This is a genomic window from Pseudomonas meliae, assembly GCF_001400515.1.
In the GTDB taxonomy this organism is placed as follows: Bacteria; Pseudomonadota; Gammaproteobacteria; order Pseudomonadales; family Pseudomonadaceae; genus Aquipseudomonas; species Aquipseudomonas amygdali.
Window position 1 is genome coordinate 34,102 of record NZ_LJQT01000310.1, and the last position, 15,737, is coordinate 49,838.

The 15,737-nt window shown below is 58.2% G+C and carries 16 protein-coding genes; 7 read left to right on the plus strand and 9 right to left on the minus strand.

Annotated elements, in window-relative coordinates; translation table 11 throughout:
• Positions 1-62: 62 nt before the first annotated feature.
• The 3 genes from prpC to ALO64_RS14780 all read right to left on the minus strand — a co-directional run bounded on the left by prpC (position 63) and on the right by ALO64_RS14780 (position 3,085).
• Positions 63-1,190, minus strand: a complete 1,128-nt coding sequence (gene prpC / locus ALO64_RS14770; protein WP_044343692.1) for a bifunctional 2-methylcitrate synthase/citrate synthase — start codon at positions 1,188-1,190, stop codon at positions 63-65.
• A gap of 297 nt (positions 1,191-1,487) precedes the next feature.
• Entirely contained in the window at positions 1,488-2,381 is an 894-nt protein-coding gene (prpB, locus tag ALO64_RS14775; protein WP_044343691.1) for a methylisocitrate lyase, read from the minus strand.
• Positions 2,378-3,085, minus strand: coding sequence for a GntR family transcriptional regulator (locus ALO64_RS14780; RefSeq protein WP_002553031.1), 708 nt, complete (start codon positions 3,083-3,085; stop codon positions 2,378-2,380). Before ALO64_RS14780 ends, prpB begins: the two co-directional genes overlap by 4 nt.
• A gap of 296 nt (positions 3,086-3,381) precedes the next feature.
• Between ALO64_RS14780 and rloA the strand changes: the two genes are divergently transcribed.
• From rloA to pabB, 4 genes are all read left to right on the plus strand, one after another.
• Positions 3,382-3,933 (plus strand): retropepsin-like aspartic peptidase RloA, encoded by a 552-nt coding sequence (gene rloA, locus ALO64_RS14785; RefSeq protein WP_005732528.1) that lies wholly within the window; start codon positions 3,382-3,384, stop codon positions 3,931-3,933.
• 4 nt (positions 3,934-3,937) lie between these two features.
• A complete protein-coding gene (gene rloB / locus ALO64_RS14790) occupies positions 3,938-5,473 on the plus strand; it encodes an osmotic stress tolerance membrane protein RloB (RefSeq protein ID WP_044343690.1) in 1,536 nt (511 codons plus the stop codon).
• The gene (locus ALO64_RS14795; RefSeq protein ID WP_161794680.1) at positions 5,473-6,450 is read left to right on the plus strand and encodes an alpha-L-glutamate ligase-like protein; all 978 of its coding nucleotides are present in this window, start codon (positions 5,473-5,475) and stop codon (positions 6,448-6,450) included. The genes rloB and ALO64_RS14795 overlap by 1 nt, the downstream gene beginning before the upstream one ends.
• 75 nt (positions 6,451-6,525) lie before the next feature.
• On the plus strand, positions 6,526-7,869 hold the full coding sequence (gene pabB / locus ALO64_RS14800) for an aminodeoxychorismate synthase component I (protein ID WP_044343689.1): 1,344 nt from the start codon (positions 6,526-6,528) through the stop codon (positions 7,867-7,869).
• Positions 7,870-7,987: 118 nt separating this feature from the next.
• Here the strand turns inward: pabB and thrH are convergent, their stop codons facing one another.
• Complete coding sequence (gene thrH, locus ALO64_RS14805; protein ID WP_044343688.1) at positions 7,988-8,605, minus strand: bifunctional phosphoserine phosphatase/homoserine phosphotransferase ThrH; 618 nt, start codon at positions 8,603-8,605, stop codon at positions 7,988-7,990.
• A gap of 139 nt (positions 8,606-8,744) precedes the next feature.
• Here thrH and ALO64_RS14810 point away from each other — a divergent pair, with 139 nt between their 5' ends.
• On the plus strand, positions 8,745-9,479 hold the full coding sequence (locus ALO64_RS14810; RefSeq protein ID WP_044343687.1) for a phosphoadenylyl-sulfate reductase: 735 nt from the start codon (positions 8,745-8,747) through the stop codon (positions 9,477-9,479).
• A gap of 91 nt (positions 9,480-9,570) precedes the next feature.
• On the opposite strand, the gene cysB is transcribed toward ALO64_RS14810, so the two are convergent.
• From cysB to ALO64_RS14830, 4 genes are all read right to left on the minus strand, one after another.
• Positions 9,571-10,545 (minus strand): HTH-type transcriptional regulator CysB, encoded by a 975-nt coding sequence (cysB, locus tag ALO64_RS14815; RefSeq protein WP_002553024.1) that lies wholly within the window; start codon positions 10,543-10,545, stop codon positions 9,571-9,573.
• Between the two features lie 159 nt (positions 10,546-10,704).
• On the minus strand, positions 10,705-11,193 hold the full coding sequence (locus tag ALO64_RS14820) for a universal stress protein (RefSeq protein ID WP_005746089.1): 489 nt from the start codon (positions 11,191-11,193) through the stop codon (positions 10,705-10,707).
• Positions 11,194-11,269: 76 nt separating this feature from the next.
• Entirely contained in the window at positions 11,270-12,190 is a 921-nt protein-coding gene (locus tag ALO64_RS14825; protein WP_044343686.1) for a 5'-nucleotidase, read from the minus strand.
• Between the two features lie 3 nt (positions 12,191-12,193).
• Positions 12,194-13,165, minus strand: coding sequence for a putative 2-dehydropantoate 2-reductase (locus ALO64_RS14830; RefSeq protein ID WP_005753449.1), 972 nt, complete (start codon positions 13,163-13,165; stop codon positions 12,194-12,196).
• A 243-nt stretch (positions 13,166-13,408) separates the two neighbouring features.
• Here ALO64_RS14830 and ALO64_RS14835 point away from each other — a divergent pair, with 243 nt between their 5' ends.
• A complete protein-coding gene (locus ALO64_RS14835) occupies positions 13,409-14,485 on the plus strand; it encodes a 3-deoxy-7-phosphoheptulonate synthase (protein WP_005746092.1) in 1,077 nt (358 codons plus the stop codon).
• Positions 14,486-14,574: 89 nt separating this feature from the next.
• Here ALO64_RS14835 and ALO64_RS14840 read toward each other — a convergent pair whose 3' ends face one another.
• Positions 14,575-14,862 (minus strand): GNAT family N-acetyltransferase, encoded by a 288-nt coding sequence (locus ALO64_RS14840; protein WP_002553019.1) that lies wholly within the window; start codon positions 14,860-14,862, stop codon positions 14,575-14,577.
• A gap of 474 nt (positions 14,863-15,336) precedes the next feature.
• Between ALO64_RS14840 and oprI the strand changes: the two genes are divergently transcribed.
• Positions 15,337-15,588: an outer membrane lipoprotei OprI gene (gene oprI, locus ALO64_RS14845; protein WP_002553018.1), complete on the plus strand. Its 252-nt coding sequence runs from the start codon at positions 15,337-15,339 to the stop codon at positions 15,586-15,588.
• Positions 15,589-15,737 lie beyond the last annotated feature (149 nt).

The window sequence follows — 15,737 nt, forward strand, 5'->3', positions numbered from 1 at the left end:
ACTCGATCACGGAATGTTCGGAATGCGGGTGGGAACTCGTCAGCGGTTCCCCTGCCCCCTTTTCAGCGCTGTTCGATGGGCACGAAGCTGCGCTGTTCGACACCGGTGTACTCGGCGCTCGGACGGATGATGCGATTGTTGGCGCGCTGTTCGAAAACGTGGGCGGCCCAGCCGGTCAGGCGCGAGCAGACGAAGATCGGTGTGAACAGCTTGGTCGGGATTCCCATGAAGTGGTACGCCGAGGCATGGTAGAAGTCGGCGTTGGGGAACAGTTTCTTCTGCTCCCACATGACCTTGTCGATGGCCTCGGAAACCGGGAACAGCACCGTATCGCCCACTTCGTCAGCGAGTTTCTTCGACCAGCCCTTGATCACCTCGTTGCGCGGGTCGGACTCCTTGTAGATCGCATGGCCAAAGCCCATGATCTTTTCCTTGCGTTCCAGCATGCCCAGCGTGCCTTTGGTGGCTTCCCCAGCCGAAGCGAAGCGCTGAATCATTTCCATCGCGGCCTCGTTGGCACCACCGTGCAGCGGGCCGCGCAATGTGCCGATGGCTGCCGTGACGCAGGAATACAGGTCCGAAAGCGTCGACGCGCAGACGCGGGCGGTGAAGGTCGAGGCATTGAATTCGTGCTCGGCGTACAGAATCAGCGAGACGTCCATGACCTTGCGGTGCAGTTCGCTGGGGGACTTGTCGAGCAGCAGGTGCAGAAAATGCCCGCCGATGGAGTCTTCTGCGGAGGTGCAGTCGATACGCTTGCCGTCATGACTGAAGCGATACCAGTAGCACATGATCGCCGGGAACGCTGCGAGCAGACGGTCGGTTGAGTCGCGCTGCTGATCGAAGCTGCGCTCCGGCTCCAGGGTGCCGAGCATGGAGGCACCCGTGCGCATGACATCCATCGGGTGAGTGTCGGCGGGTATGCGTTCCAGCACTTCCTTCAAGGCCTGCGGCAGATCGCGCAGGCCCTTGAGTTTGTCCATATAGGCAGACAATTCGGCTTTATCAGGCAGTTCGCCGTACAGCAGCAGATAGGCAACTTCTTCAAAGCGAGCTTCGGCGGCCAGATCGCGCACATCATAGCCGCGATAGGTCAGCCCGGCACCGGCCATGCCCACCGTGGACAACGCCGTCTGCCCGGCCACCTGCCCGCGCAGTCCGGCACCACTCAATACTTTTGCTTCAGCCATGGTTCTCTCCAATTTTGTTTTTTTGATGTTGGACTGACTCTGGCTATCGTGCCAACGCCGGAGTGCTCATCGTTGTACACAAATCCGCTTTTGATTCTGGCCGAAGGCTGTGGGAGCGAACTTGTTCGCAAAAGGGCAGGTATGATCGCCAAAAATGCATAGCCTGAAACACCGTATTCGCGAACAAGTTCGCTCCCACGCCCTTCGGGCAGAAGCCTGAAGCCCTGATTAAGGGCTCCCCAATACTTTTTTATAGCGCTGAGCGCTGAAGCGTGGGAGCGATAGTCAGATGTGCTTTTACCCTTTCTTCTGCGCAAACAGCGCGTCCAGTTTTTGCTCGAATGTGTGATAGTCGATGGCGTCGTACAACTCCATGCGCGTCTGCATACTGTGGACCACGTTCTTCTGGCTGCCATCGCGACGGATTGCGTCATAAACATTTTCCGCAGCCTTGTTCATGGCACGAAAGGCAGAAAGCGGGTAAAGGACCAGCGACACATCGGCCGCACGCAACTCATCGACGGTAAACAAGGGCGTAGCGCCAAATTCAGTGATATTGGCCAGGATCGGCACGCCTGCACGGTTGGCAAATTGCTTGTACATCGCCAGCTCGGTGATTGCCTCAGGAAACACCATATCCGCGCCCGCTTCGATACAGGCCGCAGCACGCTCAAGTGCCGACTCCAGCCCCTCGACCGCCAGTGCATCGGTGCGCGCCATGATCACGAAACTGTCGTCAGTGCGTGCATCTACAGCGGCTTTGATCCGGTCGACCATTTCCTGCTGCGAAACAATTTCCTTGTTCGGGCGATGCCCACAGCGCTTGGCACCCACCTGATCCTCAATGTGAATCGCAGCAGCCCCGGCCTTGATCATCGAGCGCACGGTTCGCGCTACATTGAAAGCCGAGGAACCGAAACCGGTGTCGACATCCACCAGCAGCGGCAGGTCGCAGACATCGGTGATGCGGCGCACATCAATCAACACGTCTTCAAGACCGGTAATGCCCAGGTCCGGAATACCCAGTGAACCTGCTGCAACGCCGCCGCCAGAAAGGTAGATAGCCTTGAACCCGGCACGTTTTGCGAGCAGCGCGTGATTGGCATTGATTGCGCCGACCACTTGCAACGGCTGTTCACTGGCGACCGCATCGCGGAAACGCTGGCCGGGAGTATTGTTGTTGTGACTCATTGTTCACCTCGGTCGGGAGCCGCCTGGAAGTGGCGCTCGATGTTGCGTCTGGATGCACCGATATGGCGGCGCATCAACAATTCAGCCAGCTCACCGTCGCGATCAGCGATGGCATCAAGAATGCGGTGGTGTTCGGCAAAGGCCTGACGAGGCCGGTTGGGCGTTGTGGAATACTGGATGCGGTACATGCGCACCAGTTGGTACAGCTCGCCACACAGCATCTGGCTGAGGGTACGATTGCCGCTGCCCTGGATGATCCGGTAATGAAAATCGAAATCACCCTCCTGCTGGTAATAGCCGATGCCCGCCTGAAACGCAGCATCGCGCTCATGGGTGTCAAGGACGCCGCGCAATTCATCGATCTCGGCCTGGGTCATGCGCTCGGCGGCGAGGCGGCAGGCCATGCCTTCCAGAGACTCACGGATCTCATAAAGCTCGATCAGCTCGGCATGGCTGAGCGCGACTACCCGGGCGCCGACGTGCGGCACGCGCACCACCAGTCGCTGCCCTTCGAGCCGGTGAATGGCTTCACGTAACGGCCCGCGACTGATGCCGTAGGTGCGCGCCAGCTCCGGTTCGGAGATCTTGCTACCGGGGGCGATCTCGCCTTTCACAATAGCGGATTGAATGCGTCGGAAAACGTTCTCGGAGAGGGTTTCCGACTCATCAACGATTGCTACTGCCTTCTCGACCGCACCCAGCATTGTCGACACCTTTAGCCTGTTAAGACGCAAATCTAGCCATAAACCGCAAATCAGTCAAAGCAAAACAAAGGATTGTCGACAATATATCGAAAGGACGTCAAAGGCTCCTGCGAGAGAACCTGAACAGACATACAGGTTGATCACTGGCAGCGCCGAGGCTTCATGCTAGAATGCGCCGCGTCCGCACAGCACGCTCCGCACCGGAGCGGCGACTGCGAACTGCCTGCCCTATCACCCTCAGGTCAACTCCATTTGCGCCCTGACCCTGAAGTTGTTCGCTCATCGCGCCAGGATTTATGAGACTGACTAGCCTGCCCACACTGCTCTACCTGCTGTTCTTTTCCGGCCTGCTGCTGCCCAGCGTCAGCCTGGCCGCCAACAAGACAGTCTATGGCCTCAACGAATACGCCAGCCTCATTGAAATCGACGTCGAGATTGCCGCCAAACTGGATACGGGGGCCAAGACCGCTTCACTGAGCGCCCGCGATATCAAGCATTTCAAACGCAATGGCGAAAGCTGGGTGCGCTTCTATATAGCCAGCGACAGCAAGCATATACACCCCATAGAACGACCTCTGGCCCGGGTCAGCAAGATCAAGCGCCGCGCCGACGACGTTGACCCGAATGAAGAAAACAAATACTCGTCACGTCCGGTGATCAACCTCGATATCTGTATGGGTGAAGCTTTACGCACCATCGAAGTGAACTTGACTGACCGAAGTGCTTTCCAATATCCGCTTTTGATCGGCTCCGAAGCGTTGAAACGCTTCGATGCGCTGGTCGATCCAAGTCTTAAATATGCGGCAGGGAAGCCCGGCTGCGCTTCCGTCGCTCAAAACGCAGAGTAAACCCATGCGCTCTCTTACACTCCATCTGAAGATCCTGATCACTGCCCTTGTGACTTTGGGCATCGCGATCACGGCCTATCAGATACTGGCGCTCGGCATACCCGTCACCGAAGACGAAACCGATGACCTGTGGAATATCGACGCCAAAGTCGAATTCATCGCCAATCCAAAGGATTCGGTGAAGGTCCAGATGTTCGTGCCGCCACTGGCCCACGACTACATCAGCCTCAATGAAAGCTTCATCTCGAACAATTACGGCGTCAGCGTCAACCGCGCTGACGGCAACCGTAAGGTCACCTGGTCCGCCCGTCGCGCCACCGGCAACCAGACGCTTTACTACCGCCTGGTACTGACCAAGCGCTACAGCGGTGAGAAACCCAAGGTCAAAGGGCCGATCTTTCGCGACAGCATGACCGTCGAAGGCCCCGAAAAAATTGCAGCCGAGGCACTGCTGGCCCCCATTCGCCAGCACTCTGCGGACGTGGAAACCTTCATCACCGAGGCCATCAAACGCGTCAACAAGCTGAATGACGATAACGTCAAGCTGCTGCTGGCCGGTGATAACTCGGCCTCCAACAAAGCCCGGGTCACCGAGCTGCTGCTGTCGATCGCCCACGTACCACTGGAAAAGGCCCACACCATTCGCCTGGATGCCGAGCAGCAGACGCCGGAACTCTGGTTACGCAGCTTCAATGGCAAGGAATGGCTGTACTTCAACCCGGATACCGGTGAAGCCGGTCTGCCGGATGATCGCCTGTTGTGGTGGACCGGTGAAGACGCCCTGGTCAATGTCGAAGGGGGCAAGAAAGTGCAAGTCACGTTCAGCCTCAATAACAGTGAAATGAACGCCATGCGTCTCGCCAAACTGACCGACGCCAGCACAGACTCCGACTTCCTTGCCTATTCTCTCTACGGGCTGCCACTGCAAACCCAGCAGACCTTCATGGTCATGGTCATGATCCCGATTGGCGTACTGGTCATCCTGATCCTGCGCAACCTGATCGGCCTGCAGACACTGGGCACTTTCACGCCCGTGCTGATTGCCCTGGCGTTCCGCGAAACCCAACTGGGTTTCGGCATTATTCTGTTTACGGTGATCACCGCTCTGGGCTTGTCATTGCGCTCGTACCTGGAGCACCTGAAGTTGCAAATGCTGCCGCGCCTGTCGGTTGTACTGACTTTCGTTGTGGTGCTGATTGCAGCCATCAGCCTGTTCAGCCACAAGCTGGGGCTCGAACGCGGGCTTTCGGTGGCGCTGTTCCCGATGGTGATCCTGACCATGACCATCGAACGCCTGTCGATTACCTGGGAAGAACGCGGCGGCAGCCACGCCATGAAAGTCGCGATCGGCACGCTGTTCGCGGCATCGTTGGCACACCTGATCATGAGCGAGCCGGAACTGACCTATTTCGTTTTCACCTTCCCGGCAGTGCTGTTGATACTGGTCGGCTTCATGCTGGCGATGGGTAGATACCGTGGCTATCGCCTGACCGAACTGATGCGCTTCAAGGCTTTTCTGAAAGAGGAAAAGACTAAATGATCGGCTGGTGGAAGACCTGGAAGGCGCTTGAGGCCCGCGGCATCATGGGCATCAATCGGCGTAACGCCGACTATGTGCTCAAGTACAACAAGCGCAGCCTTTATCCGGTCGTCGATGACAAGATCATCACCAAGGAGCGGGCCATCGCGGCAGGCATTCACGTGCCGGAAATGTACGGAGTGATTTCCACGGAAAAGGAAATCGACCGGCTTGACGATATCATCGGCGCGCACAGCGACTTCGTGATCAAGCCCGCCCAGGGCGCAGGCGGCGACGGCATTCTGGTCATCGCCGACCGTTTCGAAGAGCGTTTTCGCACCGTCTCGGGACGCATCATCAGCCACGCGGAAATCGAGCATCAGGTGTCCAGCATCCTCACGGGCCTTTATTCGCTGGGCGGCCACCGTGACCGGGCGCTGATCGAATACCGGGTTGTTCCGGACCCGATCTTCAAAAGCATCAGTTATGAGGGGGTGCCGGACATCCGCGTCATCGTGCTGATGGGCTATCCGGTGATGGCGATGCTGCGCCTCCCGACCCGTCAGTCAGGTGGCAAGGCCAACCTGCATCAGGGCGCGATTGGCGTCGGTGTGGACCTGGCCACCGGCGTCACCCTGCAAGGCACCTGGCTGAACAACATCATCAGCAAGCACCCGGACACCACCCATTCGGTAGACGGCGTGCAACTGCCCAACTGGGACGGTTTCATGAAGCTTGCCGCCGAGTGTTACGAGCTGTGTGGTCTGGGCTACATCGGTGTCGATATGGTGCTGGACCAGGACAAGGGCCCGCTGATTCTGGAACTCAATGCCCGTCCCGGCCTGAACATTCAGATCGCCAATGACAGTGGCCTGACCCATCGCACTCAGGCCGTCGAGGCGCGTCTGGAACAACTGGCTCTCGAAGGACGCCAGGAATCTGCGCAGGAGCGGGTCAGCTTTGTCCAGGAACTGTTCGGCCACGTGCCCGGCATCTGAACGGACATACCGCTAGGACTGCCGCATCGGCAAGGCTACAATCGACAGCCGCGTTTCCAAGACCGATATTCGACGATGCCGATCTGTTCGATACACCCCCTGCCCTACAGCGCCGACCCGATCGCGTTCTTTGCGCGAATCCGCGAAGCGCCGGGCGCGGTGCTGCTCGACAGTGGCAGGCCCGCCGCCGAGCGCGGCCGATATGACCTGCTCAGTGCATGGCCGCTGCAGGAACTGACCGTTGCCGATGACGAGAATGGGGCCGCCTATCTCCAGCGGTTGCGCGACAGTCTCAAGGCGCTCGGCACTGCGCAATTGCCTGAAGGGTGCAAACTGCCCTTCGCTGGCGGCCTGATCGGTTATCTGGGTTACGAGTTCGGTCGACGCCTGGAACCGCTACCGGATCAGGCCGTCGACGACCTGCAACTGCCCGAAGCGCGCCTGGGGCTCTACGCCTGGGCGCTGATCAGTGATCATCAGGAGCAGACCAGTCAGCTGATTTTTCACCCGTCCCTGCACGCAAGCGAGCGCAAACGGCTGATTGATCTGTTCTCTGTCTATATCCCTGAGCCGCACACGGAGTTCCGCCTCAGCCAGCCGTTTCAGGCCAGCATCAGCGCGGATCACTATCGACAGGCTTTCGAACGTATTCAGGCCTACATCCAGGCGGGTGACTGTTATCAGGTCAACTTCGCGCAACGCTTTCAGGCGCAGTGTACGGGCGACCCGTGGGCCGCTTATTGTGCACTGCGAGCGGCTTGCCCGACGCCGTTCGCCGGTTACCTGAGCCTGCCGGGGCACGATGCAATCCTGAGCCTATCTCCGGAACGCTTCGTGCGGGTCAGCGCCAGACAGGTCGAAACCCGCCCCATCAAAGGCACGCGGCCGCGCAGCCCGGACGCCACAGAGGATGCCGCGTTCGCCAACGAGCTGTTGGCCAGCGAGAAAGACCGCGCTGAAAACCTGATGATTGTCGACCTGCTGCGCAATGACCTGGGCCGCAGCTGTAAAATCGGTTCGGTAAAGGTCCCTGAGCTGTTCAGCCTGGAAAGCTACCCCAATGTGCATCATCTGGTGAGCAGCGTGACCGGGGAGCTGGCCGCTGGCAACGATGCACTGGACCTGATTGCGGGCAGCTTCCCTGGCGGCTCCATAACCGGCGCGCCGAAGATCCGCGCCATGCAGATCATTGACGAACTGGAACCGACCCGACGCAGCCTGTATTGCGGCTCGTTGATGTACCTGGACGTACGCGGCGAAATGGACAGTTCAATCGCCATCCGCAGCCTGCTGGTCAAGGATGGACGCATTTCCTGTTGGGGCGGCGGCGGCATTGTGGCGGACTCGAGCTGCGAGGCTGAATATCAGGAAACCTTCACCAAGGTCCGCGTGCTGCTGAAAACGCTTGAGGCGCTCTGAGATCCTGCGCGATACGCCTACCTCGCTCCGACTATCGTGCCAATGCTCCGCGTTGGCATGCCTTTCTGGACGCTCCGCGTCCGATCTTGCGCAGGAACCAGAAGTGTAAGCCCTGCGTCTAGAGCGCCAGATCCCGATTCGACGCCTTGATGAACTCTTTTTTCAACTCATCAAAGGTATGCACCGCCGGAAACTGCGGAAACTCGCGGATCACGTTGTCGGGGGCATGGAACAGGATACCGGCGTCAGCCTCGCCCAGCATGGTGGTGTCGTTGTAGGAGTCGCCCGCCGCAATGATCCGGTAGTACAGGCTTTTGAACGCCAGTACCGACTGACGCTTGGGGTCTTTCTGACGCAACTGGTAACTGACCACCCGGCCGGTTTCATCGGTGATCAGGCGATGACATAGCAGGGTCGGAAACCCCAATTGGCGCATCAGCGGCTGCGAGAACTCGTAAAAGGTGTCGGACAGAATCACTACTTGAAAACGCTCGCGCAACCAGTTGACGAACTCCACTGCACCTTCCAGCGGCTTGAGGGTGGCGATCACTTCCTGAATGTCCGACAGTTTCAGACCGTGCTCATCGAGAATACGCAGGCGCTGATTCATCAGGACGTCGTAGTCGGGAATCTCCCGAGTGGTTGCGCGCAGTGATTCGATACCGGTTTTTTCGGCAAAGGCGATCCATATTTCCGGGACAAGCACACCTTCCAGGTCCAGACAGGCAATTTCCACAGCGCACTCCTCAAGGCTTTGACTATCAACGCAGGCAGCACTCTAGCCTCTGGTAACGGCCACTGAACAGCGGATTTTGTTACCATTGCTGCCATCACGAGCGCTTAAGCGCCACTCTTGCATTTTAGGAAGCCGCCTGATGAGCCAACCTTTCGACGTCGCTGAACTGGCGACGACCTATGCGAACAAGTCTGCCCAAGACATTCTGAAACTGGCCTTCGAACACTTCGGTGATGAACTATGGATCTCCTTCAGCGGCGCCGAAGACGTCGTGCTGGTAGACATGGCCTGGAAACTGAACAAAAACGTCAAGGTCTTCAGTCTCGACACCGGGCGCCTGCACCCGGAAACCTATCGCTTCATTGAACAGGTCCGTGACCACTACAAGATCGAGATCGAAATCATCTCGCCGGACCAGAGCAAGCTCGACCCCTTCGTCAAGGAAAAAGGCCTGTTCAGCTTTTACCGGGATGGTCATGGTGAATGCTGCGGCGTCCGCAAGATCGAGCCGCTGCGCCGCAAACTGTCTGGCGTCACAGCCTGGGCCACCGGCCAGCGCCGCGACCAGAGCCCTGGCACACGCAGCGCCGTTGCCGCACTGGAAATCGACAGCGCGTTCTCGACCGCCGAGCGCACCCTGTACAAATTCAACCCGTTGGCGCAGATGAGCAGCGAAGAAATCTGGGGCTACATCCGGATGCTGGAACTGCCCTACAACAGCCTGCACGAGCGTGGTTTCATCAGCATCGGCTGCGAACCCTGCACCCGCCCGGTATTGCCGAACCAGCACGAACGCGAAGGTCGCTGGTGGTGGGAAGAAGCCACGCAGAAGGAATGCGGGCTGCATGCAGGCAACCTGATAGCGCGCAACTGACGTTGCGAGCGGCAAGCCTCAAGCTGCGAGCCTCAAGTCAGAACGCGTAAGGCTCTGGCTCCGGCTTGTAGCCAAAAGCTTGCCGCTGCTACTAGTGCACCGGCAGTTCGACGTTGGCAAACAGCTCTTCCATTTCCTGTTTGTTGTGGCACTGAATCGCCTTGGCCATGACTTCGCGGGTCAGGTGCGGGGCGAACTTTTCGATGAAATCGCACATAAAGCCACGCAGGAAGGTGCCACGACGGAAAGCGATCTTGGTCACGCTGGACTCGAACAGGTCGCTGGCGTCCAGTACCACCAGATCGCTGTCGACTTCTTCGTCGACCGCCATCCTTGCAACAATGCCCACGCCCAGATTCAGTCTGACGTAGGTCTTGATCACGTCAGCATCCGCAGCCGTAAACACGACCTTGGGCACCAGTCCCCGATGACTGAACGCTTCATCGAGCTTGGAGCGGCCGGTAAAACCGAATACGTAAGTCACAATCGGGTACTCGGCCAGCAGCTCCAGGGTGAGCTTGGGCACCTTGGTCAACGGGTGGCCCTGTGGCACAACGACGCAACGGTTCCAGCGGTAGCACGGCATCATTACCAGATCGCTGAACTGCTCAAGCGCTTCGGTGGCAATAGCGAAATCGACCGTCCCGTCAGCGGCCATTTCGGCGATCTGCATTGGCGAGCCCTGATGCATGTGCAGGGCCACGTCAGGGTACTGCTTGATAAAATTACTGATAACCGACGGCAACGCATAACGCGCTTGGGTGTGAGTGGTTGCGATCGACAGTGTGCCCTTCTTCTCGTTGGAGAACTCCTGAGCAATCTGCTTGATGCTTTCGACCTTGCGCAGAATCTCGCCTGCGGTGGTGATGATCCGCTCGCCTGCGGGTGTCACGCGCGTCAGGTGCTTGCCGCTACGGGCGAAAACCTCGACGCCCAGCTCGTCTTCAAGCAGACGAATCTGCTTGCTGATGCCTGGCTGGGAGGTATAAAGGCTCTGGGCCGTCGCAGAAACGTTGAGGTCGTGGTGCGCCACTTCCCAAATGTAGCGCAGTTGTTGGAGCTTCATATGTATCCCTCAAAGCAGATAAACCCTATGGGTATCAGCGACGGTATATAACTGGATTAATGGTGAGGCGAATAATTCTAGAACTTTTTATCACCTTTGTAAGGTGATCGCACGCTCGATTTCACTAAAACCACCAATTGAACCTTCCTTTCCCTACCCTCACTCCTTTTTCAACATCATCGGAACCATGTAGACCGGCACATCGGAAAATTGCAGGACCCTGGCAGCCGTTCGGCCTATCGATGTGCCCTCTTCTATCCTGCGGCTGTGACTGCCCACCACCAGCAAATCCACCTCCAGCTTGTGCGCCTGCTCGATAATCACACTGGCAGGTTCTCCCTGAACGACACGTATCGTACGGATCAGGGAGAGGTCCGCGTGGCCGTCCCCCAGCTCCTCACGAAACCCGTCGAGCACTCGCTGCTCTATGGCGTCCAGAAACGTATTGACCCCCTTGCCACGAAGTTCTTTCAACGCCTCCTCGCCGAGATGACTCTGCAGTACCGACTCGGCGAACAGGCCCATCGGCTCAACGACATGGATTACATACAGCCCTGCGTTGAACGTTCGAGCCAGCGCCAGCGCGTGCTGCGTTACATAAGGCGCGTACAAACCAAGGTCTGTGGCATACAGCATCGAACGAACCATACAACCTCCCGAACAACCAGAATGGCGGAGATTGACTCAGCGTAGCAGCGCATCATCGGCTGCGACGACAGACTTCTCAGCTGCCGTCGGCAAGCGGCGTTAATTCATTGCTGATGCCATGCGGAACATGTCCGGTTGCCACCACTTCACGCGCCTTTTCGCAGTGACCGGGCTGATCGTCGAAAAACACATCGGCGGCAAATGCCTCAAGAAAAGCCGACTTCTGCAAGCCGCCGAGAAACAACGACTCGTCGAGACGAATGTCCCATTCGCGCAAGGTGCGGATCACCCGTTCATGTGCGGGTGCAGAGCGGGCCGTGACCAGCGCGGTACGAATCGGGCAGCTCGCGTCGGGAAACTCGCGCTGCAATTGGTAGAGCGCGGCGAGAAACGGCTTGAAGGGGCCGCCACGCAAAGGCTCGCGCGCCGACTCACGCTCGCTGGCCTGAAAGGCAGCCAGGCCGCCGCTCTGGTAAACCCGCTCCGATTCGTCGGAAAACAACACGGCGTCACCGTCGAACGCGATACGCAGCTCGGCGCTGGCTGCACGTCGCGCACCGCCTGAAAGGATGGTCGCCGCAGCAAAACCGGCATCCAGTGCGTTGCGCACATCCTCGGCGTGGGTCGACAAAAACAGATGGCAGCCAAACGCCGCCAGATAAGGATAAGGACTGCGTCCGCCTGCAAAGGCAGCACGACTGATGTCCAGGCCGTAATGCTGGATCGAGTTGAAGACCCGCAAGCCGGTATCGGCGCTGTTGCGCGACACCAGCACCACTTCCACGCGCGCCTTGTCCAGGCTGGCATTGAGGCTCAGAAGTTTTTCAACCAACGGGAAAGCGTCGCCCTGTTCAAGAATCTCATCCTCGTGCTCAATCTGATACTTGCGGTAGGCCTCCACGCCGTCGGCCATATACACCTCGTGGCTGTCGCGAAGATCGAACAGCGCCCGCGATGAAATCGCCAGGACCAGCTTATGGCCATCAGCCTCTTTCATGAATCATTCCTCGTTTGCCGAGCGGTTGGCACGGTCAATAAATGCCAGTGCCTGATAAAGCGCCCGCACGCGGGGCATGTCAAACCCTGCGGCAAGCGCGGCTGCGAGGGGCCGGGCGTAAATGGCTTCAAGCTCCAGTGGCCGCTTCTCGACCAGGTCGTGATACATGCTGGGCCTGTAGTCCGGCATGCTCTGGGTCACGGTAAACAGATGCTGCGCGAACCCCGGCGGCAAGGCATGACCACAGGCCTGGGCACCCTGCACCACTTCATCCATCAGCGCCTGGATCAATGCCTGACTGTCAGGGTCGGTCATCAATTGGCTGGTACTGGTATGCAACAAAGCCGACAGACCGTTGTAGGGCACATTCCAGACCAGCTTCTGCCAGCGGGCCTGCTGCAGATTAGCCATGACAGGGGCGTCGATGCCGGCCGTCTTGAACAGCTCCGAGCAGGCTTCGACGACCGCCATGCGGCTCGCTTCGTCGCCTGCCGGGCCGCTGTGATAGCCGATACTGACCGCGCCGAAGGCTTCATGAGCGACGACGCCGGGCGCAACCCGGTTGACGCAGACGAAACATAGCCCGCCCAATATATGCAGGCTGTCGGGCAGCACGCTGCGCAACTGATCTTCGACGGCCAGACCGTTCTGCAACAGCAACACTTTGGCGTCGGGCGCAGCAGCCTGGCTGATGATCGGACCCAGCGCGGCGTTGCCGGTGCTCTTGGTGCCAACCAGCAACCAGTCGCAAGGCGGCATGTCAGCCGCCGAGCGATAGGCTTGAACGGGCTTGAGATGCAAGTCGCCATGCACGGCACTATTGACCTGCAACCCCTCGCGCGCCACGGCCTCAAACTCGCTGCGCAGCAGAAAGTGCACGTCGTATCCGGCACGCGCAAGCATCAGCCCGTAAAAGCCGCCGATGGCACCGGTACCTATAACGCCGACACGCGGACGACGGGAATCAACACTCATGACCTCTCCCTTGGCTGTCAGGTTATTTCTGGCCATACACTATCCGTCGCAGCGGATTGTCTTGCAATACAGCAGCGCGGCCCGGCGGGCAGTTACCCGTAACCTGCCCGATACCTCGTTTACTTATTGTCGAACAGCGCGATAACGCGCTAAGGTTCGGCTCCCCGCTGCGCTCAAACCTGCTGGGCACCGCCGCACGGGGTACCGTTGGCGGCCAGTACCCGCGACCTGATGAGTAACACGATGGCTGATTTACCGATTGACGACCTTAACGTTGCCTCCAACGAGACTCTGATCACCCCGGATCAGCTCAAGCGCGACATCCCTCTGACCGACGCCGCCCTGCACACCGTCAGCCAGGGCCGCGAGGTGATTCGCAACATCCTCGATGGCAATGATCACCGCCTGTTCATCGTGATCGGCCCCTGCTCGATCCACGACCTGAAGGCAGCCAAGGAATACGCCGAGCGCCTCAAGGCATTGGCGGCAGAAGTGTCCGACACGCTGTATCTGGTCATGCGCGTCTATTTCGAGAAGCCACGTACTACCGTGGGCTGGAAAGGCCTGATCAACGACCCATACCTGGATGACTCGTTCAAGATCCAGGATGGCCTGCACATCGGTCGCCAGTTGCTGCTGGACCTGGCTGAAATGGGCTTGCCAACCGCCACCGAAGCACTGGACCCGATCTCCCCGCAGTATCTGCAGGACCTGATCAGCTGGTCGGCCATTGGCGCGCGCACCACCGAATCCCAGACTCACCGCGAAATGGCTTCCGGCCTGTCGTCGGCAGTCGGTTTCAAGAACGGCACCGACGGCGGTCTGACCGTTGCCATCAACGCCTTGCAATCGGTCTCGAGCCCGCACCGCTTCCTCGGTATCAATCAGGAAGGTGGCGTATCGATCGTGACCACCAAGGGCAATGCCTACGGCCATGTCGTACTGCGCGGCGGCAATGGCAAGCCCAACTATGATTCGGTCAGCGTCGCGCTGTGCGAACAGGCCCTTAACAAGTCCGGCATTCGCCCGAACATCATGGTCGACTGCAGCCACGCCAACTCCAACAAGGACCCGGCCCTGCAGCCGCTGGTGATGGAAAACGTCGCCAACCAGATTCTGGAAGGCAACGAATCGATCATCGGCCTGATGGTCGAGAGTCACTTGAACTGGGGCTGTCAGGCGATTCCGAAGGACCTGTCGGAATTGCAGTACGGCGTATCCATTACCGATGCCTGCATCGATTGGGAAAGCACTGAAAAAACCCTGCGCAGCATGCACGCGAAACTCAAGACTGTACTGCCCGCTCGCAAGCGCAAGTAACTGCCTGACCGATTAACCTGCAATAACGAAAACGCCGAGCAANCATATGCTCGGCGTTTTTCATGCTGACGGTCAGTAAACTCGATGTATCAGAGCTTGGCCGCCTGGGACTGCAGGTCATGCAGTTCCATGTATCGCTCGACGTAAGAGCAGGACGGTATGACGGAGTAGCCCATGCTGCCTGCATAGTCCAGGGCCTCCTTGGTCAGGGCGGCGGCTATACCGCGTCCACGCAAGGCATCGGGCACAAAGGTCCGGTAGAAATCCAGCGTCTGCTTGCCGAGATCCATGTACGTCAGGTAGGCACGGTGGCCGTCGATAATGATTTCGAAATGGTGGCCGACTTCGTCATGGTGGATGGACAACGCCTCGCTCATCGCTACTCCTCGCGGGTCTTGGAATTTGACCCCTACCTTACCGGTCTTTTTCAGGCGAAGGAACATCTACGCCGCCCAGTGTCTGTTTTCGACACCGGATAAGAACATTGCCGATCTCGACGTACATCACATTCAGATAGTAGGCACCATTGCCGGATATCCTCAAGCGCAGTCGGATTAAAAACGCCTGGAAATGCCCATGCACCGACCGACAGTCAGACATCCAAGGTTTTTGCAGATGTTCAAGCGAGTCCTGAGGAACCGCCGATACGGGCGGGGGGTCCAGTGAAAGTGGATAGTTTTTGTACAGAACGCTTGAGAAGTAACGCGGAACACTTTCAAAGCAGGGAATTTTAGCAGCTTCTTGCGCTGGGTCCGTTTACTTACTACAAACAATGGGTACTATGTACGCCGGTCGTTTTCTCATTTTCGAGAGATGACTAATTTGAACAAAATTCCTTGAAGGTGAACACGATGAACAACGTTCTGAAATTCTCTGCTCTGGCTCTGGCCGCAGTTCTGGCTACCGGTTGCAGCAGCGTATCCAAAGAAACCGAAGCTCGTCTGACAGCTACCGAAGACGCAGCAGCTCGTTCGCAAGCACGTGCCGACGAAGCCTACCGCAAGGCTGACGAAGCTCTGGCTGCTGCTCAAAAAGCTCAGCAAACTGCTGACGAAGCCAACGAGCGCGCTCTGCGCATGCTGGACAAAGCTAGCCGCAAGTAATAATCCCCCGGGATTATTGAAAGCCGATCCGGCAACAGGTCGGCTTTTTTATGCCTGTTATCTGGCTGGGTGATTGCTTGTAGATTGGCACAATAGTGAGGTTCGACTCAGGCTACCTTTGTTATCCCAGACACCTCTCGTTCCTCACG

Bases quoted from the DNA above. Each gene is read 5' to 3' on its own strand.
- ALO64_RS14840 (WP_002553019.1), bottom strand. From the start codon at position 14,862: ATGAGCGAGGCGTTGTCCATCCACCATGACGAAGTCGGCCACCATTTC.
- rloB (WP_044343690.1), top strand. From the start codon at position 3,938: ATGCGCTCTCTTACACTCCATCTGAAGATCCTGATCACTGCCCTTGTG.
- rloA (WP_005732528.1), top strand. From the start codon at position 3,382: ATGAGACTGACTAGCCTGCCCACACTGCTCTACCTGCTGTTCTTTTCC.
- oprI (WP_002553018.1), top strand. From the start codon at position 15,337: ATGAACAACGTTCTGAAATTCTCTGCTCTGGCTCTGGCCGCAGTTCTG.
- ALO64_RS14820 (WP_005746089.1), bottom strand. From the start codon at position 11,193: ATGGTTCGTTCGATGCTGTATGCCACAGACCTTGGTTTGTACGCGCCT.
- ALO64_RS14825 (WP_044343686.1), bottom strand. From the start codon at position 12,190: ATGAAAGAGGCTGATGGCCATAAGCTGGTCCTGGCGATTTCATCGCGG.
- prpC (WP_044343692.1), bottom strand. From the start codon at position 1,190: ATGGCTGAAGCAAAAGTATTGAGTGGTGCCGGACTGCGCGGGCAGGTG.
- ALO64_RS14830 (WP_005753449.1), bottom strand. From the start codon at position 13,165: ATGAGTGTTGATTCCCGTCGTCCGCGTGTCGGCGTTATAGGTACCGGT.
- ALO64_RS14780 (WP_002553031.1), bottom strand. From the start codon at position 3,085: ATGCTGGGTGCGGTCGAGAAGGCAGTAGCAATCGTTGATGAGTCGGAA.
- ALO64_RS14810 (WP_044343687.1), top strand. From the start codon at position 8,745: ATGAGCCAACCTTTCGACGTCGCTGAACTGGCGACGACCTATGCGAAC.
- pabB (WP_044343689.1), top strand. From the start codon at position 6,526: ATGCCGATCTGTTCGATACACCCCCTGCCCTACAGCGCCGACCCGATC.
- ALO64_RS14835 (WP_005746092.1), top strand. From the start codon at position 13,409: ATGGCTGATTTACCGATTGACGACCTTAACGTTGCCTCCAACGAGACT.
- cysB (WP_002553024.1), bottom strand. From the start codon at position 10,545: ATGAAGCTCCAACAACTGCGCTACATTTGGGAAGTGGCGCACCACGAC.
- prpB (WP_044343691.1), bottom strand. From the start codon at position 2,381: ATGAGTCACAACAACAATACTCCCGGCCAGCGTTTCCGCGATGCGGTC.